Source organism: Pandoraea sp. XY-2, assembly GCF_004193915.1.
Lineage (GTDB): Bacteria > Pseudomonadota > Gammaproteobacteria > Burkholderiales > Burkholderiaceae > Pandoraea > Pandoraea cepalis.
The window spans coordinates 3,202,921-3,224,799 of sequence record NZ_CP030849.1; the positions used below are offsets into that span (position 1 = coordinate 3,202,921).

Annotated in this window: 15 protein-coding genes and 3 pseudogenes; 4 read left to right on the forward strand and 14 right to left on the reverse strand. The window is 65.3% G+C overall.

Annotated elements, in window-relative coordinates:
• Positions 1 to 332: 332 nt before the first annotated feature.
• The 4 genes and pseudogenes from glpK to DRB87_RS14525 all read right to left on the reverse strand — a co-directional run bounded on the left by glpK (position 333) and on the right by DRB87_RS14525 (position 5,055).
• Positions 333 to 1,843, reverse strand: a pseudogene (glpK, locus tag DRB87_RS14510) (glycerol kinase GlpK).
• 30 nt (positions 1,844 to 1,873) lie between these two features.
• Positions 1,874 to 3,411: pseudogene (glpD, locus tag DRB87_RS14515) on the reverse strand (glycerol-3-phosphate dehydrogenase).
• A 176-nt stretch (positions 3,412 to 3,587) separates the two neighbouring features.
• Positions 3,588 to 4,412: a DeoR/GlpR family DNA-binding transcription regulator gene (locus DRB87_RS14520; RefSeq protein WP_130026406.1), complete on the reverse strand. Its 825-nt coding sequence runs from the start codon at positions 4,410 to 4,412 to the stop codon at positions 3,588 to 3,590.
• A 130-nt stretch (positions 4,413 to 4,542) separates the two neighbouring features.
• The gene (locus DRB87_RS14525) at positions 4,543 to 5,055 is read right to left on the reverse strand and encodes a hypothetical protein (protein ID WP_130026407.1); all 513 of its coding nucleotides are present in this window, start codon (positions 5,053 to 5,055) and stop codon (positions 4,543 to 4,545) included.
• Between the two features lie 385 nt (positions 5,056 to 5,440).
• On the opposite strand from DRB87_RS14525, the pseudogene DRB87_RS14530 reads away from it, so the two are divergent.
• Positions 5,441 to 6,591 (forward strand): annotated as a pseudogene (locus DRB87_RS14530) (glycerate kinase).
• A 99-nt stretch (positions 6,592 to 6,690) separates the two neighbouring features.
• Here the strand turns inward: DRB87_RS14530 and DRB87_RS14535 are convergent.
• Positions 6,691 to 7,578: a LysR family transcriptional regulator gene (locus DRB87_RS14535; protein WP_240755998.1), complete on the reverse strand. Its 888-nt coding sequence runs from the start codon at positions 7,576 to 7,578 to the stop codon at positions 6,691 to 6,693.
• 169 nt (positions 7,579 to 7,747) lie between these two features.
• Here DRB87_RS14535 and DRB87_RS14540 point away from each other — a divergent pair, with 169 nt between their 5' ends.
• Entirely contained in the window at positions 7,748 to 8,992 is a 1,245-nt protein-coding gene (locus DRB87_RS14540) for an MFS transporter (RefSeq protein WP_240755999.1), read from the forward strand.
• A gap of 49 nt (positions 8,993 to 9,041) precedes the next feature.
• Here DRB87_RS14540 and DRB87_RS14545 read toward each other — a convergent pair whose 3' ends face one another.
• The 5 genes from DRB87_RS14545 to prpB all read right to left on the reverse strand — a co-directional run bounded on the left by DRB87_RS14545 (position 9,042) and on the right by prpB (position 16,709).
• Positions 9,042 to 10,490, reverse strand: coding sequence for a bifunctional 2-methylcitrate dehydratase/aconitate hydratase (locus DRB87_RS14545; protein ID WP_130026409.1), 1,449 nt, complete (start codon positions 10,488 to 10,490; stop codon positions 9,042 to 9,044).
• Positions 10,491 to 10,646: 156 nt separating this feature from the next.
• Positions 10,647 to 11,837, reverse strand: a complete 1,191-nt coding sequence (gene prpF / locus DRB87_RS14550) for a 2-methylaconitate cis-trans isomerase PrpF (protein WP_130026410.1) — start codon at positions 11,835 to 11,837, stop codon at positions 10,647 to 10,649.
• A 20-nt stretch (positions 11,838 to 11,857) separates the two neighbouring features.
• A complete protein-coding gene (gene acnD / locus DRB87_RS14555) occupies positions 11,858 to 14,467 on the reverse strand; it encodes a Fe/S-dependent 2-methylisocitrate dehydratase AcnD (protein ID WP_130027880.1) in 2,610 nt (869 codons plus the stop codon).
• 171 nt (positions 14,468 to 14,638) lie between these two features.
• Complete coding sequence (gene prpC, locus DRB87_RS14560) at positions 14,639 to 15,790, reverse strand: 2-methylcitrate synthase (protein ID WP_130026411.1); 1,152 nt, start codon at positions 15,788 to 15,790, stop codon at positions 14,639 to 14,641.
• A 28-nt stretch (positions 15,791 to 15,818) separates the two neighbouring features.
• Entirely contained in the window at positions 15,819 to 16,709 is an 891-nt protein-coding gene (gene prpB / locus DRB87_RS14565; protein WP_130026412.1) for a methylisocitrate lyase, read from the reverse strand.
• A gap of 353 nt (positions 16,710 to 17,062) precedes the next feature.
• Here prpB and prpR point away from each other — a divergent pair, with 353 nt between their 5' ends.
• Complete coding sequence (prpR, locus tag DRB87_RS14570; protein ID WP_240756000.1) at positions 17,063 to 19,048, forward strand: propionate catabolism operon regulatory protein PrpR; 1,986 nt, start codon at positions 17,063 to 17,065, stop codon at positions 19,046 to 19,048.
• 50 nt (positions 19,049 to 19,098) lie between these two features.
• On the forward strand, positions 19,099 to 19,197 hold the full coding sequence (locus tag DRB87_RS23675) for a helix-turn-helix domain-containing protein (RefSeq protein ID WP_240756001.1): 99 nt from the start codon (positions 19,099 to 19,101) through the stop codon (positions 19,195 to 19,197).
• A gap of 28 nt (positions 19,198 to 19,225) precedes the next feature.
• Here the strand turns inward: DRB87_RS23675 and DRB87_RS23070 are convergent, their stop codons facing one another.
• The 4 genes from DRB87_RS23070 to DRB87_RS23965 all read right to left on the reverse strand — a co-directional run bounded on the left by DRB87_RS23070 (position 19,226) and on the right by DRB87_RS23965 (position 21,526).
• A complete protein-coding gene (locus tag DRB87_RS23070) occupies positions 19,226 to 19,387 on the reverse strand; it encodes a hypothetical protein (RefSeq protein WP_165385323.1) in 162 nt (53 codons plus the stop codon).
• Positions 19,388 to 19,509: 122 nt separating this feature from the next.
• Positions 19,510 to 20,319 carry a MetQ/NlpA family ABC transporter substrate-binding protein gene (locus DRB87_RS14575; protein ID WP_130026413.1) on the reverse strand — a complete coding sequence of 270 codons (810 nt, stop codon included), beginning with the start codon at positions 20,317 to 20,319 and terminating at the stop codon, positions 19,510 to 19,512.
• A gap of 418 nt (positions 20,320 to 20,737) precedes the next feature.
• On the reverse strand, positions 20,738 to 21,340 hold the full coding sequence (locus DRB87_RS23275) for a hypothetical protein (protein ID WP_206100126.1): 603 nt from the start codon (positions 21,338 to 21,340) through the stop codon (positions 20,738 to 20,740).
• 60 nt (positions 21,341 to 21,400) lie between these two features.
• Positions 21,401 to 21,526, reverse strand: a complete 126-nt coding sequence (locus tag DRB87_RS23965) for a hypothetical protein (RefSeq protein ID WP_255501240.1) — start codon at positions 21,524 to 21,526, stop codon at positions 21,401 to 21,403.
• Positions 21,527 to 21,879 lie beyond the last annotated feature (353 nt).

Sequence of the window (21,879 nt, forward strand, 5' to 3'; positions counted from 1 at the left end):
TGCCTCGGGAATCACGCCATGCACGCCACATGGCCCCGGCACGCCCGATGCCTATCCCTCGCCGGGAGCGCCCGAGCGCGGGCGGATTGCACCGATGATCGATTCGGTTCAGACGATGGGAAATAGTCAGGGAGGGGATCATGCAAATGCGCCGTACGGGGCCTTGCGCCCTAAGTCCCTGCGTCAGATCGCTCGCACCCGCGAGTCCTGCCAAATCGGCCCGCCGTCATCCGCGCGAGCGGTGTGCGAGCTGGCGGCATCGGCGACACGACGCCGCCGGAGATCGCCGCCACGTTGCGCCCGGGCGGGCATTGCGCTGAGGCCCGCCCTCGTCAGGGGGCCTCGCCGTCTTCCGCCCAGAACTTCGCCGCGCGCACCGCGCGTTGCCAGCCGCTCACGGCACGACTGACGTCTTGCGGCGACAGCTTGCGGGAAAAACTTTGCTGCAATTCCCATTGGTGCGCCAACGTGTCGATGTCCGGCCAAAAGCCGACGGCCAGCCCTGCCAGATAAGCGGCGCCGGCCGCCGTCGTTTCGATGACCTTGGGGCGCACCACGTTCGCGCCCAACAAATCCGCTTGCCATTGCATCAGCAGATCGTTGGCCGCGGCGCCGCCGTCGACACGCAGCTCCGACACATGCAGCCCCGCGTCGGCCTCCATCGCGCGCAAGACATCGAGCGTCTGGAATCCGATACTGTCCAGCGCGGCACGGGCCACGTGCGCCGCCGTCGTGCCACGCGTTGCGCCGAACAGCGTGCCACGCGCGCGCGGTTGCCAGTGCGGCGCGCCCAATCCGGCGAACGCGGGCACCAGCACGACACCATCGGCGTCGGGCACGCGCGTCGCGAGCGCCTCGACATCGCGCGAATGGCGAATGATGCCCAGCCCGTCGCGCAACCACTGCACGACCGCGCCACCGATGAAGATGCTGCCCTCGAGTGCATAGTCGACGCGGTCTCCGATCTTCCAGGCCACCGTCGTGAGCAGGTTATGGCGCGACGCGTGCGGCTTGTCGCCGGTGTTCATCACCATGAAGCAACCCGTGCCATATGTGTTCTTCACCATACCGGGCGAGAGGCACATCTGCCCGAAGAGCGCTGCCTGCTGATCGCCCGCGATGCCCGCGATCGGCACCGGCACGGAGAACAGCGACGTGGCCGTGTGGCCGTACACCTCACTCGATGAGCGAACCTCCGGCAACAGGCTGCGCGGCACATCGAGCAGCGCGAGCAGTTCGTCGTCCCAGTCGAGCGTGTGGATGTTGAACAGCATCGTGCGCGACGCGTTCGACACGTCGGTCACATGCAACTTGCCACCGGTCAGATGCCACACGAGCCAGCTATCGACGGTGCCGAAGGCCAGGTGCCCGGCGTTGGCGGCGTCGCGCGCACCGGCCACGTTATCGAGAATCCAGCGGATCTTGCTGCCCGAGAAATAGGCGTCGAGCCGAAGCCCGGTGCGGCTTGCGACAAGATCGTCGTGCCCTTGCACACGCAGCGCATCGCAGAAATCCGCCGTGCGGCGGTCCTGCCAGACGATGGCGTTGTACACCGGCTCGCCCGTACGACGGTCCCATACGAGCGTCGTCTCGCGCTGGTTCGTAATGCCGATGGCCGCAATGTCGCGCCCCCGACACCGGCATGCGTCAGCGCCTCGGCCGCGACCCCGGCCTGCGTCGCCCAAATGTCGCGCGGGTCGTGCTCGACCCAGCCCGGATGCGGATAAATCTGACGGAATTCCTTCTGCGCGGTCGCCACGACGTGGCCATCGCGGTGGAACAGCAACGCTCGCGAGCTGGTCGTGCCCTGATCGAACGCGAGGATGTACGCGCCTCCTGACATTGCCGTTGTCTCCTGTTTTTTCAGCGGAACTCAGGCCGCCATTTCTGCCTGCTGGGCAAACCACTGTTGCACACTCGCTTCGCCGTCCTTCCCGAGATGCAGACCGAGTTTGGTCCGGCGCCACAGCACGTCTTGCGCCGTGCGCGCCCACTCGTATTGCGCAAGATAGCGCAACTCGGCCTCGTAGAGATCGCCGCAGATGCGCCGCCCCAGTCCGTCGAGCGAATTTGCCTCGCCAAGCAGCACATGCGTGCGCGTGCCGTAGGTGCGTGCGTATCGATGCGCGAGCGCCGGCGGCAACCACGGCGTCTGCGCGCGCAGTGATGTTTCGAACGCACCGGCATCCGGCTCGGCCATATCGCCGCCCGGCAGCGGCGCGCCCGCCGTCCAATCGCCATGCGCGAAACCCAGCGGGCCGTGCAAATGCAGCATCGCCTCTTCCGCGAGACGGCGGTATGTCGTGATCTTGCCGCCGAACACCGACAACAGCGGAGCGCGCGTGCCGGGCGCGTCCAGTTCCAGCTTGTAATCGCGCGTGACCGCCGACGGGTTGGAGACTTCCTCCTCCATCAGTGGGCGCACGCCCGCGTAAGTCCAGACCACGTCCGCAGGCACGATCTGTCGGGTGAAGTACTGGCTGGCGGACTGGCAAAGATAGGCAATCTCGTCGTCGTTGATCGCGACGTTCGCCGGATCGCCGTGATATTCGATGTCAGTCGTGCCGATCAGGGTGAAGTCGCGTTCGTAGGGGATCGCGAAGATGATGCGCTTGTCGGGATTCTGGAAGATGTAGGCATGATCGTGATCGAACAGCTTGCGTGTCACGATGTGGCTGCCCTTGACCATGCGCACGCGATGCGTGGCCTGCTGGCGCAACACGTCACCAAGCAAGTGACCGACCCACGGCCCGGCCGCGTTGACGATGGCGCGCGCAAGCACGGTCTGGCGCGCCCCTTCGGACGTCTCGAGTTGGGCCGTCCACAGGCGCTCGCCACGCTCGGCGCCGGTGAGCCGCGTGCGCGTGAGAATCGTCGCGCCGCGCTCGGCCGCGTCCTGCGCATTGAGCACGACCAGACGCGCGTCCTGCACCCAGCCGTCCGAGTAGACGAAGCCGCGCGTCAAGTCGCGACGCAGCGGCGCGCCGGCCGGATGCTGACGCAAATCGATACCGCGCGAGCCGGGCAGGATTTCACGCCGGGCGAGGTGATCGTAGAGAAACAACCCCGCGCGAATCATCCACGCCGGTCGCAGGTTCGGCATATGTGGCATCACGAAGCGCAGCGGCCACATGATGTGCGGCGCGGCACGCAGCAGCACCTCGCGCTCCTGCAACGCCTTGCGCACCAGGCCGAACTCGTAATACTCGAGATAGCGCAGCCCCCGTGAATCAGCTTGGTACTCGCGGATGACGTGTGGGACGCCAGATCGTCCTGCTCGACGAGCAACACGCGCAGCCCGCGACCGGCCGCGTCGCGCGCAATGCCCGTTCCGTTGATCCCACCGCCCACGACCAGCAGGTCGTAGGGAGGCCGTGTGTTGTCCGATGGCGATTGAGCGGGTGTCTGCACGTCGTCACTCCGGGGGTTGAGCGTCAAATCAGGAAAAGTTCGAAAATGTTCGATTTATATTCGTTTACGAACATTGATGTTCGAATTCTAACAGATTAGCGTGCTGGAGCTTCGAATTCGCGCATTCTGCGGTCCCGATGCGCGAATACGCGTCTGACGGGGTTGATGCCCCCTCGTCAGTCCGCGACGTGTACCAGCGTACCGGCCTCTGCGATCACGTCGGCCATGCCGGCGGGCACCGGGCGATCGGTAAACAGGGCATCAACCTGTGACAGGTGCCCCAGGCGAACGAGCGCCGGGCGCCCGAACTTGCTGTGATCGGCGGCCAGAAAGACGGTACGGGAGTGCGCAATGATTGCCTCGGCCACGCGCACTTCGCGGTAGTCGAAGTCGCGCAGCGTGCCGTCGGCGTCGATGGCGGAGATACCGACGATACCGAAATCGACCGTGAACTGACGGATGAAATCGAGCGTCGCTTCGCCCGTCACGCCCTGATCGCGTGCGCGCACCACGCCGCCGGCAATGATGACTTCGGCGTCCGCATAGCCGCTCATCATGGCAGCGACGTGCAGATTGTTGGTAATGACGCGCAACCCACGATGACGCGACAATGCGCGGGCCACGGCTTCCGTCGTGGTGCCCAGATTGATGAAGAGCGAGGCGTGATCGGGAATTTGTTCGGCAAGACGTACGGCGATGCGGCGCTTCTCGTCGGCCAACTGGGTCTGACGGGCATCGTAGGCGTCGTTCTCGGCCCCGCCCGGCAACCCGACGCCGCCGTGGTAGCGACGCACCCACTTGCGTTCGGCCAGGAAGTTGATGTCCCGCCGGATCGTCTGCGGCGTGACTTCGAAGCGTGCGGCGAGTTCATCGACCGTGAGAAAGCCATCGCGACGAACGGCGTCGAAAAGTGCCTGTTGGCGCGGATTCAGCGACGCCTGCTCGGCATCGCCGGCATTCGTTTGCGCCTCGGAGACGTCGATCGGTTCAGTATGAGACATCGGCACGCACGCAGTAAAAGCCTTCGCGCGGCCCGGCCGGCCACGCGTTCGCCGTCATGATACCCCGACGGGGTATGACGTTCTCGTGAGCGCCGCATGAGCGCCTGCCTCGACGCGTGGCGCGACGCCGTCAGAGGCACCGACGCACGGCATCGGCGAGCGATTGGGAGCCGGTCGAACCGAGATACAACGTGCCTTCGCTACCCGGCTTGTGCGGCGCCAGATCAAGCACGGCGAGCACGCCGTCGTTGCTGGAGGAGAGTTCAAGTGTCTGGCCCGCGCCTGCTTTCGAGCGTTGCACCCGTGCATGCGGCATTTGCCGCTTCCACAGACGCGCCGTGCAGGTACTCACGCGAACGGTGGTCTTCTTCGACGATCCTTGCCAGACGGCACCATTGCCACGGGCATCCGCGACGGTGTCGCGATAGGCGGGGAACGTCTCGACTTTTACATTTTCCGGTGCAACGTCGGCCACGCTGCCCACCGGCGGATCGTCTCGCGCGACGACCGGCGTCGTCTGCGCACACCCGGCCAGCAACACGGCAAGCCCGATACTCGCAGCGGCCGATGCGGCCGCTGCGCGCGCCACCCCACGCCGCGACACGCGCGACGTGCCCGAATTCCTGTCTTTGCCCCGGTTCATGCCCCCGCTCCACGCTCGCAAAATGGCTGTCGCACACGCCTTGTCGTTCTTCTGCCGCAACAAGCCAGGCATCGGCGCCGGCTTGCACGGGCCGCGTGGCCTTTCGGGCGACGCACGCTCAGTTGGCGCTCATCTTACCCGCGTTATTCATAGCATGGCAATTCGCGCAATGCGCGCTGGCCCGAATCGCGTATATTGCTGGTTTCTGTCACACTGCGTCGCATCGTCTCGCGCCCCATCCTGCTGCGAGCCGACGTGCCATCCCGTCTACCGGGCCCAGGATCAACCGTCCGGCCGGTAAGTCATAAGCGATAACAACTCGCGGGCATGACGCGCACGTGAATCCCGCCAACCCGTATACCTTTTTGCGACTGTCCCGATTTCCATGTCCAGCAATGCGCAAGCCCCAATCATCGTCATCGCCCCCGATTCGTTCAAAGGTTCGCTGAGTGCCCCGGAAGTGGCGCGCGCCATCGCATCCGGCATTGCGCGGGTACTGCCGCAGGCGGACCTGCGCTTGCGTCCGATGGCAGATGGCGGCGAAGGCACGCTCGACGCCCTGCTCTCCGCGGGCGGACGCCGTGTGCCGCTCTCGGTGCGTGGCGCCGGACAGGCATCGGTCATGGCCGAGTACGGCATCATGCCCGACGGCACGGGTGTGCTGGAAAGCGCCAACGTGGTGAGCATCACCGACCCGGTCGGAATGCAAACGCCCGTGGCCGAGCGCTCGACGGTCGGCCTGGGCGAACTGCTGCGCGCCTTGCTCGATACCGGCGCACGCCGCGTGCTCATCGGTCTGGGCGGCAGCAGCACCAACGACGGGGGTGCCGGCCTGCTCGTCGGCCTCGGTGCACGCTTGCTCGACGCGTCGGGCGAAGCGGTGCCGCCGGTGCCCGCCGCGCTGCATCGCGTGGCGTCGATCGATCTGAACGGCCTCGACGCCCGCCTGAAGGACTGCGAACTGATCGCCATGTCAGACGTGAACAATCCGCTCAACGGCCCGCAAGGCGCCACGGCGATTTTCGGGCCGCAGAAGGGTGTGAGCGACGCACAGGTCGAGCCGCTCGACCGTGCCATCGCGCATTTCGCCGGCCATGCACACCGCGCGTTCAACGCCAATGAAGCCGCCAGCCGCGCGGGCGCGGGGCGGCGGGCGGTCTGGGTTTTGCGCTGCACCTGCTGGGCGCGAAGTTCCGTTCCGGTGCTGAGGTGGTGGCCGAGTGTGTCGGGCTGCCGCAAGCGGTGGAAGGGGCCGACTGGCTCATCACCGGCGAGGGCCGCAGCGACGGTCAGACGCTCTCCGGCAAGACCCCGATGATTGCCGCGCAGGTGGCGATCAAGGCCGGGGCGACGGCCTCGTTGCTCTCGGGCGCCATCGACCGCAGCGCGCTCGATAGCCTCTCGCGCGTGTTCTCGGGATGTTTCTCTCTGACGTTCGGCCCGACCACGCTGGAGAAGGCGATTGCCGACGCCGCTGGGCTGTTGGCCGACAGCGCGGAACAAATGACGCGCCTGCGTTACACGCACAAGCGCTGAGACGCACGCGAGATCCCATCACGGCGAGAGCGGCAAACGCCGCCTCGTCACGCGAGAGGTGCCATCGTTGCAGTAAGCGCTCGAACCTGTCCGTGCCCGTCAGTGCGCACCGTGGGAGATCCGCGCGCGCAGTCGCGGTGTGGCGAAATCGAGAAATGCGCGCAGCTTGAGCGGCAACGGCGCCTGTCCTTTGTGCACCAGATACACGGGCAATGGCGCCGCTTCGAAGTTGTCGAGCACAACGCGCAAGGTGTCGTCCTGCAACGCCTGCGCAACCTGATAGGACAGCACTCGCACCAGACCGACGCCTAGCACGGCCGCCGAAATCGCTGCCTCCGCCGTGTTGACGGTCAGCCGCGAGCGGATGGGCACCGATTGTTCGCCGCGTCCCGCACCGAAGACCCACGCACGCCGCGACGCCAGCACCTCGAAGGTAATGCATGCGTGCCCGGAAAGGTCGCCCGGCGTAGACGGAACACCATGCACGCCGAAATACCCGGGACTGCCGCAAATAACACGGCGCACCTCGCCGATGCCAGTCGCCACCAGGGTGCTGTCCGGCAAGTCGCCAATGCGCAGCGCCACATCCGTGTGCTCGTCCATCAAATGCACCACGCGATCGGTGAGCACGAGGTTGATGTCGATTTCCGGATACTGTGCGAGAAATTGCGCGACGACCGGCAAGACGTGCAGACGCCCGAACACCACCGGCGCCGTAAGCACCAGTTCTCCCTTCGGGGTCGCATATTCCCCCGTGGCCGCCCGCTCGGCCTCGCCAACCTCTTCGAGAATCCGTCGGCACGCGGCCACGTAGGAACTCCCGGCTTCGGTCAGCGACAGTTGCCGCGTCGTCCGGTGCAGCAAGCGCGTTTTCAGATGCGCCTCCAGATCCCCCACCTTCCGGCTGACCGTGGCCAACGGCATTCCCAGACGGCGCGCCGCCGCCGACAGGCTGCCAGCATCGACGACGGCAATCAGAATGGACATGGATTCGAGCCGATTCACGGACCCTACCAAATTTTGGAAAGATGATTCCTGATCTTGACGGATTCTCTACGTGGATGCAACCGCGTAATGTCGGTCACTAAGCGGCGAGCCCCCCCAGCGGTGTCGTCGCCTCGCCGATCTTTCAATACCGACATCACTGGAGTCCATCGTGAGCACATCTCCCTCCACTCTCCCGCCTCAGCCCTCGCCGACAACGCATGACGTCGCATCTCGCGGCAAGATCGTCATGATGGCGATCATTGCGGGCGCGGTCGTCACCAACATTTATTGCACGCAGCCCATCCTGCCGCTGATTGCCGCGAGCCTGCAAATCGACCTCGGGACCGTAGATCTCGTCGCCGCTGCGGCACTGTTGGGCTTCTCGACCGGCCTTGCGTTGCTGTTGCCGTTGGGCGACCGCTATGACCGTCGCAAGCTGGTGCTCACCCAGATCGCGCTGGCGTTCGCCTTTGCGATGGCCGCTGCGTTCGCGCCCGGCATCTGGGCACTGATTGCCGCGTCGTTCGGACTGGGCATCGTGAGTTGTGTGCCGCAACAGCTTGTGCCCTTCGCCGCCGTGATGTCGCTGCCCAGTCAGCGCGGGCGCTCCGTCGGCACAGTGGTGAGCGGCATCATGGTCGGCATTTTGCTGGGACGGACGATTGCCGGTGTGGTTGGCGAGCACTTCGGCTGGCGCGCGGTGTACGGCATGGAGGCCGCCTTCATGGTGCCGATCTGGATTGCCGCGGCGTCGTTGCTGCCCAAGGGGCGGCCGAGCACCGACCTCTCGTACCCGCGCCTGCTCGCCTCGCTCTGGCCGCTCGCGCGCGACCATCGCCCGATCCGCGAATCGATGATGATTCAGGGGCTGCTGTGGGCCTGCTTCAATGCATTCTGGGTGAATCTGGCGGCGTTACTGGCGCAAGGCCCGTGGCATTTGGGGAGCGCATGGGCGGGGGGCTTTGGCATCATTGGCGCGGCGGGAGCCTTCGCGGCATCCTTCGGCGGACGCGCCACCGACCGCCTCGGACCGCGCGGCGTGATTGCGGCGAGCATCGGCATCGTTACCATGGCGTACGTGCTGCTGACGGGCGCAGATACGTCGCTGGCGCTGCTGGTGATCGGTGTGGTCGTGCTCGACATCGGTGTGCAGGCAGGACTCGTGGCTAATCAGACACGCGCCTTCGCGGTCGACCCGAAAGCGCAGGGCCGGATCAATAGTCTTTACATGACCGCCACATTCTTCGGCGGCGCGGTGGGCGCCACGATAAGCGGCTGGCTGATGACGCGCTTCGGATGGGCCGGCATCGCCGGGTTCGGCATCGCCCTCGGCATGCTCGCGTCGGCGCTTCACTGGCTGGGGACACCACGCAGCAATTCAGCCGCGCCGGGCGAAGGTAGCGCCGCTCGGTAATTTGCCGACATCCGGGCCGTTCGGCGGCGCCGGGTGCCGGAACGCCAGATCACACCATCAAGTCCACAAACTGGTGCACGGGCATCGCCTCAAGCCGCTGCTGATCGAGCGCAACGTCGAGAATGCGGGCCTGCGCGCGCGCCGCGAAGCGCCGCGCCAGATTCGTCTTGAATTTCTCCACGAGCAGCGGAATCCCCTCGTCACGGCGTCGCTTGTGGCCAATGGGGTATTCGACCAGCACTTCGTCGAGCGTCGTCCCGTCGCTCACGGTGACGCTCAGCCCGTTGGCAATCGATCGCTTGTCGGGATCGTGATAATCCCGGGTGAATTGCGGGTCTTCCTCGCAGACGATCTTGGCACGCAGCGCGTCGATGCGAGGATCCGTCGCGACGGCATCCTCGTAGTCGCCCGCGGTCAGTCGCCCGAACAGCAACGGCACCGCCACCATGTACTGAATGCAATGATCGCGGTCCGCCGGATTGGCGAGCGGCCCCTGCTTGTCGATGATACGAATCGCCGCCGCGTGCGTGCGAATCTTCACCGACCGGATGTCCTGCGCGCCGCGCCCCATCGCCTGCAATTGCCCGTGCAACGTCATCGCCGCCTCTGCCGCCGTCTGCGCGTGGAACTCCGCAGGGAATGAAATCTTGAACAGCACGTTTTCCATCACGTATTCGCCATATGGCCGCTGGAACGCGAATGGCCTGCCTTTGAACGAGACGTCGTAGAAGCCCCACGTCTTGGCGGTCAGCACCGACGGGTAGCCCATCTCGCCCGAGCGTGCCATGAGGGCCAGTCGCACGGCACGGCTGGTGGCGTCGCCCGCCGCCCATGACTTGCGGCTGCCCGTGTTCGGCGCGTGACGATAGGTGCGCAGGCTCTGCCCGTCCACGAACGCGAGCGAGAGCGCGTTGATCAGCTCATCGCGCGAAAGCCCGAGCATTTCCCCAACAACCGCCGTCGACGCGACTTTCACCAGCACCACGTGATCGAGTCCGACCTGATTGAACGAGTTCTCCAGCGCCAGGCAGCCCTGAATCTCATGCGCCTTGATCATTGCGGCGAGCACATGGCGCATCGTCAGCGGCGACTGCCCCTGCGCCACCGCCGTGCGCGAGAGCCAGTCTGCCGTCATGAGAATACCGCCGAGATTATCGGATGGATGCCCCCATTCGGCCGCGAGCCACGTGTCGTTGAAGTCGAGCCAGCGAATCATCGCGCCCAGGTTGAACGCCGCCTGCACAGGGTCGAGCTGATACGGTGTGCCGGGAACCTTTGCCCCGTTCGGCACGACCGTACCCGGCACAATGGGGCCGAGCAGCTTGGTACACGCGGGATAGGAGAGCGCCTCGAAGCCGCACCCGAGGGTGTCGATCAGACAGTGGCGAGCGGTTTCAAAGGCGAGATCGCTGCGGATCTCATAGGTGAGAACGTAGTCGACAATATCGGTCAGCACCTTGTCGGGTGCGGGACGCACATTCGAGATGCCTGCGGACATGGGCGGCCTCCTGTGACGTTGACGAAAGCCGCCATCACGCCAAGGCGAAGCGGCTCTCCGAGACCTCCAATGATAAGCGGCCGGAGAGCGCAATGCTCGCCGGCCGCCGGAATCGCCTCACCGCCCCGCCGTCATCGCGCGGCGAACGTCATGTGATCAGAACGCGTCGCCCGGAATGCGCACCCATCCTTCCATCAATACCCGGGCGCTTCGGCTCATGAGGGCCTTGGTGACCGTCCACTCGCCGCCCTCCTGCGTCGCTTGCGCGCCCACGCGCAACGTGCCCGACGGATGCCCGAAGCGCACGGCGTCGCGCACACCGCCGCCGGCCGCGAGATTGACGAGCGTGCCCGGTATCGCCGCGGCCGCACCAATGCAAACGGCTGCCGTGCCCATCATCGCGTGATGCAGCTTGCCCATCGACAGCGCGCGCACCAGCAGATCGACATCGGCCGCGTTCACCTGCTTGCCGCTCGAGGCCGTATAACCCGCCGGCTTCGCCACGAACGCGACCTTCGGTGTGTGCTGACGCGTCGCGGCTTCCGACACGTCCTTGATCAGTCCCATGCGGATCGCACCGTGCGCGCGGATCGTCTCGAACATCGCCAGCGCCTTCGGATCGCCGTTGATGGCGTCCTGCAACTCAGTGCCCCGGTAGCCGATGTCCTCGGCATTGAGGAAGATGGTGGGAATGCCGGCGTTGATCATCGTCGCCTTGAAGGTGCCCACGCCGGGGACTTCCAGATCGTCGACGAGATTGCCGGTCGGGAACATGGCTCCGCCCTCACCGTCGTCCTCGGCGGCCGGATCGAGGAATTCGAGCTGGACTTCGGCGGCCGGGAACGTCACGCCGTCGAGTTCGAAATCCCCCGTCTCCTGCACCGCACCGTCCGTCATCGGCACGTGCGCAATGATCGTCTTGCCGATGTTGGCCTGCCAGATACGCACGACGGCCACGCCATCGCGCGGCACCCGCGCCGGATCGACCAGCCCGCCGCTGATCGCGAACGGGCCGACGGCCGCCGACAGATTGCCGCAGTTGCCGCTCCAGTCGACGAACGTCTGATCGATCGACACCTGCCCGAACAGATAATCCACATCGTGCTCCGGCCGCTCGCTCTTCGCGAGGATGACCGTCTTGCTCGTGCTCGACGTCGCCCCGCCCATGCCGTCGATCTGCTTGCCGTAGGGGTCCGGGCTGCCGATCACGCGCATGAGCAGCGCGTCGCGCGCCGCGCCTGCCACCTGTGCCGAAGCGGGCAGGTCTTGCAGGCGAAAGAACACGCCCTTGCTGGTGCCGCCACGCATGTAGGTGGCGGGAATTCGAATTTGTGGCTGATGCGCCATCACGTCTCTCCTCGGGCAGGTCAGGCAGCCGCCTGTGACGATTCCAGAAAGTCTTGCGCGAAGCGCTGCAGCACCCCACCCGCCTCGTAAATCGAGACTTCCTCGGCCGTATCGAGACGGCAGGTCACCGGCACTTCCACGCGCTCGCTGCTTCCGTCCTGCTTATGGCGATGGATGACCAGCGTGAGATCGGCGCGCGGCGTGCGCTCACCCATCACGTCGAAGGTTTCGCTGCCGTCGATGCCGAGCGTCTTGCGGTTCGTGCCCGGCTTGAATTCGAGCGGCAAGACGCCCATGCCGACCAGATTGGTGCGGTGAATGCGCTCGAATCCTTCGGCCACGATGGCTTCAGTGCCCGCCAGTCGCACCCCCTTGGCCGCCCAGTCGCGCGACGAACCCTGGCCGTAATCGGCCCCGGCAATGACGATGAGCGGCTGTTTGCGCGCCATGTACGTCTCGATCGCTTCCCACATGCGGGTGATCTTGCCTTCCGGCTCGATGCGCGCGAGCGACCCCGCCTTGACCTGCCCGTCGACCACGACCATCTCGTTCTTGAGCGTCGGGTTGGCAAACGTGGCGCGCTGCGCCGTCAGGTGATCGCCGCGGTGCGTGGCGTAGGAATTGAAGTCCTCTTCCGGCAGGCCCATCTTCGCGAGGTATTCGCCGGCCGCGCTGTCGGCCATGATCGCGTTCGACGGCGAGAGGTGGTCGGTCGTGATGTTGTCGCCCAGCACCGCCAACGCGCGCATGCCGCGCAACGTACGCTCACCCGCGAGCGCGCCTTCCCAATAGGGCGGACGACGGATATAGGTGCTCATCTCGCGCCAGTCGTACAGCGGATCGGCCGTCTCCCCCGCGTGGACCGACGCGGCAAACATCGGCTCGTACACGCGACGGAATTGCTCCGGCTTGACGCTGCGCTCGATGATCGCGTCGATCTCTTCGTCGCTCGGCCAAAGGTCGGCCAAGCGCACCGGCTTGCCGCTGGCATCGACCCCGAGCACATCCTTCTCGATGTCGAAACGGATCGTCCCGGCGATGGCATAGGCCACCACCAGCGGCGGCGACGCGAGAAACGCCTGCTTCGCGTACGGATGAATGCGACCGTCGAAATTACGGTTACCCGAGAGCACGGCCGTGGCATAGAGGTCGCGCTCGATGATCTCCTGCTGGATGACCGGGTCGAGCGCGCCCGACATGCCGTTGCATGACGTACACGCATAGGCCACCACGCCGAAGCCGAGGGCCTCCAGTTCCGGCAGCAACCCGGCGGCCTCCAGATACAGCGTGACGGCCTTCGACCCGGGGGCGAGCGAACTCTTCACCCACGGCTTGCGCGTGAGGCCCGCGCGATTGGCGTTGCGCGCGAACAATCCCGCCGCAATCATGTTGCGCGGGTTGTTGGTATTTGTGCAGCTCGTGATCGCGGCGATGATGACCGCGCCGTCGGGCATCCGGCCCGGCTCGTTCTCGACCTTGCCGCTGATGCCGCGCGCGGCCAGCTCACTCGTCGGCACGCGCTTGTGCGGATTCGACGGGCCGGCGATGTTGCGCACCACACTCGACAGGTCGAACGTGAGCACGCGCTCGTATTGCGCGTGCGTCAGCGTGTCGGCCCAGAGGCCGGTCTGCTTCGCATAGGTCTCGACCAGCGCGACCTGGGCATCCTCGCGACCGGTGAGCTTCAGATACTTGATCGTTTGCGCGTCGATGTAGAACATCGCCGCCGTGGCGCCGAACTCGGGCGCCATGTTCGAGATCGTGGCGCGGTCGCCCAGCGTGAGGTTCGCCGCCCCGTCGCCATAGAACTCCAGGTAGGCGGACACCACTTTCTCCTTGCGCAGGAATTCGGTGAGCGCCAACACGATATCCGTCGCCGTGATCCCCGGCTGCGGCTTGCCCGTCAGTGCCACGCCGACGATATCCGGCAGACGCATCCACGACGCGCGCCCGAGCATCACGCTCTCGGCTTCCAGACCGCCCACACCGACGGCGATCACGCCCAGCGCATCGACCATCGGCGTATGCGAGTCGGTGCCCACGAGCGTGTCCGGATAAGCCACGCCGTCCGAGACCTGGACCACCGGACTCATGCGCTCAAGATTGATCTGGTGCAGGATGCCATTGCCCGGCGGAATCACATCGACGTTGCGAAACGCCTGCTTCGTCCAGTTGATGAAGTCGAAACGGTCTTCATTGCGACGATCTTCGATGGCGCGGTTCTTGGCGAACGCGTCGGGATCGAAGCCGCCGCACTCGACGGCGAGCGAGTGATCGACGACGAGTTGCGTCGGCACGACCGGATTGACGAGCGCGGGGTCGCCGCCTTGCGCCGCGATGGCGTCGCGCAGCCCGGCGAGATCGACCAGCGCGGTCTGGCCGAGAATATCGTGACACACCACGCGGGCAGGAAACCAGGGGAAATCGAGATCGCGGCGTCGCTCGATCAGTTGCCTGAGGGAATCGGTGAGCGCCGCCGGGTCGCAGCGGCGCACGAGGTTCTCGGCCAGCACGCGCGACGTGTAGGGCAGCGTGTCGTAGGCGCCCGGCGCAATGGCCTCGACAGCGGCGCGGGCGTCGAAGTAATCGAGTGACGTCCCGGGCAGGGATTTGCGGTATTCGGTATTCATCATGTGAGGACGGTGTCGGCCCGGTGGATGGCAGCGTGAAGCGTGTGCAGAAGACATCTTGGGATGCCGGATGCCGGGGCGGCAGCGGCGGCAATGCCACTGCCCCGTGCCTTCCTGGCAAGGTCGCCTGGCTTGGCCTGCCTCAGTCGAACCGGGGCAGGCTCAGCCAGATCAGCGCTTCTCGATCGGCACGAACTGCTGATCTTCCGGACCGGTGTAATTGGCGCTCGGACGAATGATCTTGTTGTCGATGCGCTGCTCGATGACGTGGGCGCTCCAGCCCGACGTGCGCGCAATCACGAACAGCGGCGTGAACATCGCGGTCGGCACGCCCATCATGTGGTAGCTCACGGCGCTGAACCAGTCCAGGTTCGGGAACATCTTCTTGACGTCCCACATCACCGATTCCAGACGCTCGGCAATGTCGTACATCTTCGTGTTCTGTTGAGCCTTCGACAATTCGTGCGCGACTTCCTTGATGACCTTGTTGCGCGGATCGCTCACGGTGTAGACCGGGTGACCGAAGCCGATGATCACTTCCTTGTTCTCGACGCGGCGGCGGATATCGGCTTCGGCGTCGTCGGGCGAGTCATAGCGCTTCTGGATCTCGAACGCCACTTCGTTCGCGCCGCCGTGCTTCGGGCCGCGCAGGGCGCCGATGGCGCCGGTGATGGCGGAGTGCATGTCCGAGCCCGTGCCCGCGATGACGCGCGCGGTGAACGTGGACGCGTTGAATTCGTGCTCCGCGTACAGGATCAGCGACGTATGCATGGCGCGCACCCACAGGTCCGACGGCTTTTCGCCGTGAAGCAGGTGCAGAAAGTGGCCGCCGATGCTGTCGTCGTCGGTCTCCACATCGATGCGCACGCCGTTGTGGCTGAAGTGGTACCAGTACAGCAGCATCGAGCCGAAGCTGGCCATCAGACGGTCGGCGATGTCGCGCGCGCCCGGCACGTTGTGGTCGTCCTTCTCCGGCAACACGGTGCCCAGCACCGACACGCCCGTGCGCATCACGTCCATCGGGTGAGCGGCGGCCGGTACGGTCTCGAGCGCGTCCTTGACGGCGGCCGGCAGGCCGCGCAGCGCCTTGAGCTTGGCCTTGTAGCCGCGCAGCTCCGCCACGCTCGGCAGCTTGCCGTAGACGAGCAGGTACGCGATTTCCTCGAACTCCGAGGTCTGGGCCAGATCCAGAATATCGTAGCCGCGGTAGTGCAGATCGTTGCCCGAACGGCCCACCGTACACAGCGCGGTGTTGCCCGCGGTCACCCCCGACAGGGCGACGGATTTCTTTGGCTTGAAGCCGGTGGCAGTCGTCTCGCTCATGCTCATTCCTCCAGGATCAGGGATTCAGTTATTTCTGTTGGGCGAACAGCGCGTCGAGCTTCTGTTCGTAAGCGTGGTAGCCGATGCTCTCATAGAGTTCGGCACGGGTTTGCATCGTGTCGAGCACGGCCTTTTGCGTGCCGTCGCGGCGAATCGTCTGATAGACGTTCTGCGCCGCCTTGTTCATGGCACGGAAGGCCGAGAGCGGATACAGCACGAGCCCGACCTGCGCGCTCTTGAGTTCTTCCACAGTGAACAGCGGCGTCGCGCCGAACTCGGTGATGTTCGCGAGCACCGGCACTTTCACGGCATCGGAGAACTGGCGGTACATCGGCAACTCGGTCATCGCTTCCGGGAAGATCATGTCGGCGCCGGCTTCGACGCAGGCGCAGGCCCGGTCGATGGCGCCCTGCAGACCTTCCACGGCCAGCGCATCGGTGCGCGCCATGATGACGAAGTTCTCGTCGGTGCGGGCGTCGACCGCCGCCTTGATGCGATCGACCATTTCCTGCTGACTCACAATGGCCTTGCCCGGACGATGGCCGCAACGTTTCGCGCCGACCTGATCCTCGATGTGCATGGCGCCTGCGCCAAACTTGATGAGCGACTGCACCGTGCGCGCGATGTTGAACGCCGACGGCCCGAAGCCGGTATCGACGTCGACGAGCAACGGCAGATCGCATACGTCGGTGATGCGGCGCACGTCGGTAAGCACGTCGTCGAGCGTGGAGATGCCCAGATCGGGCAGGCCAAGCGACCCCGCAGCGACACCGCCGCCGGAGAGATAGATCGCCTTGAAACCCGCCGCCTTGGCCAGCAAGGCGTGGTTCGCGTTAATGGCGCCGACAACCTGCAAGGGTTGCTCGGTCTTGACGGCCTCGCGAAAAGCGGCGCCGGCCGAACGATGGGTTTGCGTCACGTGAGTGCCTCGATCGTGTCGTGTGCGGCCGGCGGTGGAAGCTGCCAAATCGCACATGGGTTGAGTGATGGCAAGGTACTTAGCAATGGCCGTGCCAGCCCGCTATCCCGACGCGCGCCAACGGCACCGTCGCGTCGCTAAGACGTTCATTTCGCAGCGGAAATTCTTCTCGGATGTGACGCGCGCGTCAAGTCGAACGCGTCGCTTTGCGCCGGGCGTTCGTTTCACGATGTTTCATGTTGAAACAAAAAATGAAACATATCATTGCAATATGCTACGATTCGAGTCAGTCTCCTGCGGGGGCACGCGTCCGTGCGCTGCGCCCTCGCCCGCATTTATCGATGAGCCCGGTCATGCCCAATCTCTCCCCCGCGTTACCCCCTCGCCTGTCGACGGCGGCGCCGAGCGCCGTGCGCGCGGGGTTTGCACAACCGGTCACCGCCGTTCGAAAACCGGTGATCTGGGCCGTGGGCATCAGCAAGCTCGGCGAGTTGTACCGCGACATCGTGCCGGATTACGCCGCGCAAGCCGAGGTGCAGATCATCGATAAAGGCTATGAAGCCGTCATCGAAGCGTTGGAGCGCCTGCCCGCGGGCAGTGTTGACGGCATTGTCGCCGCCGGCTCGAACGGTGCCTTCCTGCGCGAGCGCCTTGCCCTGCCCGTGGTGCTCGTGAAAGTGACGGGCTTCGACGTGATGCATGCGCTGGCACGGGCGCGCCGCGCGCGGCCTGCCCCCTCGCCCGCGTCGCGTATCGCGCTGGTGTCGTATGCCCGCCCCGCGCCAGAATTCGAGCGCTTCAAAAGCGCGTTCCACCTCGACATCTCGCAACACGCCTATTTCGACCGCCAAGATGCGGAAGACCTTGTGCACCGGCTGCGCGACGAAGGCATCGAGGTCATCGTCGGCCCCGGGCTGGTGACTGAACTGGCCGAGCGAGCCGGGCTCGCGGGCGTCTTTCTCTATTCGCAGGATTCGGTGCGCGCCGCGTTCGACACGGCACTCGACGTCGCGCGCTTCGGGCGCATCGAAGCGCAACGCCGCGAGCGGCTCGATACCGTGCTGCGACACTTGCATGAAGGGGTCGCGGCTGTCGATCTGAACGGGCGCATCGAAGCGATCAACGCCCCGATGGCGGGCATGCTCGGGGTGAGCGTTGCCGATGCGGTCGGCCGTCCGCTCGATGCCATCGCCCCGGCGCTCGACATCGCGCGCACGCTGGAGAGCGCGAGCGCCGAACTCGAGGCCATTGTCTCGATGGCCGGCAAGACGTGGGTCATCAATCGCATTCCCTTGCTCGACCAGGGCACGCTCACGGGCGCGCTGCTGACGTGCCAGGACTCGCAGTCGTTTGCGCGCGTCGATCGCTCGCTACGCTCGCGCCATCGCCCACGCCATCTCGTAGCGCGCTATCGCCTCGACGATCTGATCGGCGATTCCGACGCGATGTCGCAGGTGCGTGCATTGGCACGCCGCTACGCCCAGACCGACTCGACCGTACTCGTCCACGGCGAGAGCGGCACCGGCAAGGAGCTGCTCGCACAAGGCATTCACAATGCCAGCCGACGGCGCGACTATCCGTTCGTCGCCATCAACTGCGCGGCGTTTCCGGAAACGCTGCTCGAGAGCGAACTGTTCGGCTATGAGGACGGCGCCTTCTCGGGCGCGCGGCGCGGCGGCAAGGCGGGGTTGTTCGAGACGGCGCACAACGGCACCATTTTTCTCGACGAAATCGGTGAAATGCCGATGCCGCTGCAAACGCGTCTATTGCGGGTGCTGCAGGAGCGCGAGGTGCTGCGACTTGGCGCGACCGAGCCCGTGCCCTGCGACGTGCGCGTGATTGCGGCCACTCACCGCGATCTTCGCCAGCGCGTGGCCGCCGGGGGGTTCCGCGAAGACTTGTACTATCGGCTCAACATCCTGCGCATGGTGCTGCCGGCACTGCGCGAACGCATGGAGGACTTGCCGCGCCTCACGCCCCTCTTTCTCGAACGCGCACTCGCCCGCGCGGGAGCGCGCATGAGCGTCGAGGCGTTGCAGGCGTCGCTCATGCCGCTGCTCGCGACCTATCGCTGGCCGGGCAATGTCCGCGAACTGGAAAACCTGCTGGAACGTATTGCCGTCGTATGCGCGGATGTCGTCGACGCACACGAGATCAGCCGTGCAAGGTTGGTCGAGATTGCGCCGGAGTTGGGCGCGATGACCGATGGGCTGAACACGCCGATGCCGCCCGATGTCATCAACACGAACAACGGACGCGAATTTGGCGCGCACGAGACCCATCGCGCCCGCGCCCCGGCGCGGGCGTCGAAACATCACACTCAGCGTCAGCGCCGCTGACAGGTCGTGCCCGTCGCGCAGCCGAAGACCTTGCCCGCATTCACGCCACGTTGGCGGCGTGCGGTGGCGACCGCGGCGCCGCTTGCGAGGCACTCGGCATCAGCCGCTCCACGCTCTGGCGCAAACTGCGCGACACAGTCGACGGCTGAGGCTTGCGCTTCAGATGCGGCCCGCTCGTCAGTGCTGGTGACGGATGCGGTCCCACATCTCGTGCCAGTCCAGGCGCCTGTGCTGGGAGGGCTCGTCGTGATGCGTTACCCAGAAATGGTCGAAGAACATACCGATGGCGAAGCCGACAAGCAGCGCCACAAGCATCATCGAAAGGTTGAGCATGGACATGGCGACCTCCCGTCGGTCCGAATCTCACTTTCCATTCTAGTCAAACGATGTCATGCCTGCGTTGCCATTTGTCCGTCGCGACGAACGACGCGCGCAATGCGCATCGCACGGAACGCCGACGATTACCACGTCGGAATCAGCGCGCCCTTGAACTGCGTCTCGATGAATGCCTTCACTTCGTCGGAGTGGTAAGCGTCGACCAGTTGCTTGACCCACGGCTTGTTCAGGTCTTGTGCGCGCACGGCAATCAGGTTGGCGTAAGGCCCCTTCAGATCTTCGATGGCGATCGCGTCGCGCTTCGGCACGAGACCGGCTTGTGCTGCGAAGTTGGTGTTGATCGAGGCGGCGTCCAGATCCGGCAGCGCACGCGGTAGTTGCGCCGCTTCCAGTTCCACGATCTTCAGCTTCTTCGGGTTCTCGGCGATGTCCAGCGGGGTCGCGTTCTTGCCATTGACACCGGCACCGGCACGCAGCTTGATCAGGCCTTCCTTCTGCAGCAGGAGCAACGCACGGTTACCGTTGGACGGGTCGTTCTGAATACCGACCTTGGCGCCATTCGGCAGATCCTTCAGCGATTTGTACTTCTTCGAGTAGTAGCCCAGCGGCGAGACGTACGTGAGACCGGCGCTTACGATCTTGTAGCCGCGATCCTTGACCTGACTGTCGAGGAACGGCTTGTGCTGGAAGCCGTTGGCGTCCAGGTCGCCGGCGTCGAGCGCGGCGTTCGGCTGTGCGTAGTCACTGAACTCGATGATCTTGATCTCGAGGCCGTGCTGATGGGCGACCTTCTTGACGACTTCGAAGATCTGCGCATCCGAGCCGGCCATGGTGCCGACCTTCAGGGGCTTGGCGGCCGTCTGGGCCGTGGCGCCGAGAGAGGCCAGCGCAAACGTGGCGCCGAGGAACGCGTGAATCAGTTGACGGGACAGCATGTGCGATTTCTCCTATTGCTCATTTGGCGCCTGTTGAGCGCCCGTTCGATGGGGCGGACTTGATGGGTCCACAACGGTCGCACAGGGGACGGCAACGCCCTTGCACGGCCCAGACCCGGGATGCTGCCACAGATACGGGTTTACGCGAAATACACAATCGGCATTTCGATATCCCCCGCGCGTGTCGATTCATCGGTCGCATAAAAAAACGCCCCTTCGGTCATCCGAAGGGGCGTGTCGCCGGGAGAACTGCCTGATCACGGGCCGGGGGGGTGGCACGGCTGACGGCGAGGCCGTCGGCCGGTCGCATCAGGAACCGACGATAAACTTGCAACGCACGTTGGCAGGCAGGGGCAAATGCCGCAGGCAAGCGCCCGCCCGCGTTGTGCCGAACGCAGACGGCCCGCGCGTGACTGACTCAGGGGCACGTCTCCTCACCATTCAAGCCGTTCATCGAACATCCACCGCCACCGCCAAAACCGCTGGGGCCGCCGAACGCGGCAAGCCCGTTTCCGCCGGCCGCGCCACCGATGCCACGACCGCCCGGCCCGGAAGCCCCCACGCCTCCACCGCTGCTGGCGCCGGCACTGCCGCCGGGGGCGTTGCCACCACCACCGCCGCCACCGCCACCACCGCCGCCGCCGCCACCGCCACCGCCACCGCCGCCGCCACCGCCACCGCCGCCGCCGCCGCCACCGCCGCCGCCGCCACCACCGGGGCCCCCGCCTCCGCCACCGCCGGGCCCACCGCCTCCACCACCGCCGGGCCCACCGCCTCCGCCACTGTGACCGCCGCAACCGCAGCCGCCTGCGCCACCTATGCCGGCACCGGCGCCAAAGCCATTCCCAAATCCTCCGGGGCCACCAAAGGCACCCAGCCCGCCGCTACTGCCGCCACCAAAGCCCATGCCACCGCCACCACCGTGCCCACCACCTCCCGCCGCATGTAATGCGTTGATCGAAATGCCGCACAGCACAACCGCTGCGGCTGCCGTCACCAAAGTCGCCTTGAACCCGTTCATGGTTCCCTCCCCGCGCACACTCACTTCGACACACGCACCCCTCGGCCAACATAGGCTGCGTTACGGCGTGAGCACGTCAGCGAAAATCGCGGGCAATAGCTGGCCGTCCCATGCACGCGAGCACAGGAGTACCTCGCCAACAGCCTGCTGGAATTTCGGGTTGGCGCTTCGCCATACGCGATTCATATACGCGATTTCCGTGCCAATCACTGTAACCAGTTGATTTAAAACAAACTAATACCTCAATTCGCGAGACATCGAGAAGGGGTGCGCTGAAAACGTATCGTTCCTGAAACGCTTACAACACGCCCCATCATTGCGGCAATCCACCGCATGGACGATCGGTTCATGAGGCAAGGTTGAGCGGTGCATGAGGCGCGCATGATGAGCGGCTCGCGTCAACGAACGCCCGGATGCCGCGCAACGCGCCATGGCGGAATTCAGAAAGGTTTCAGATGTGCAGTTTGGCGAAGCAGAGTGCTCGCCAGAGGGGGATGTCGCGACAATGCCCTTAAGGACCGACGGCTCGACCATGCCCC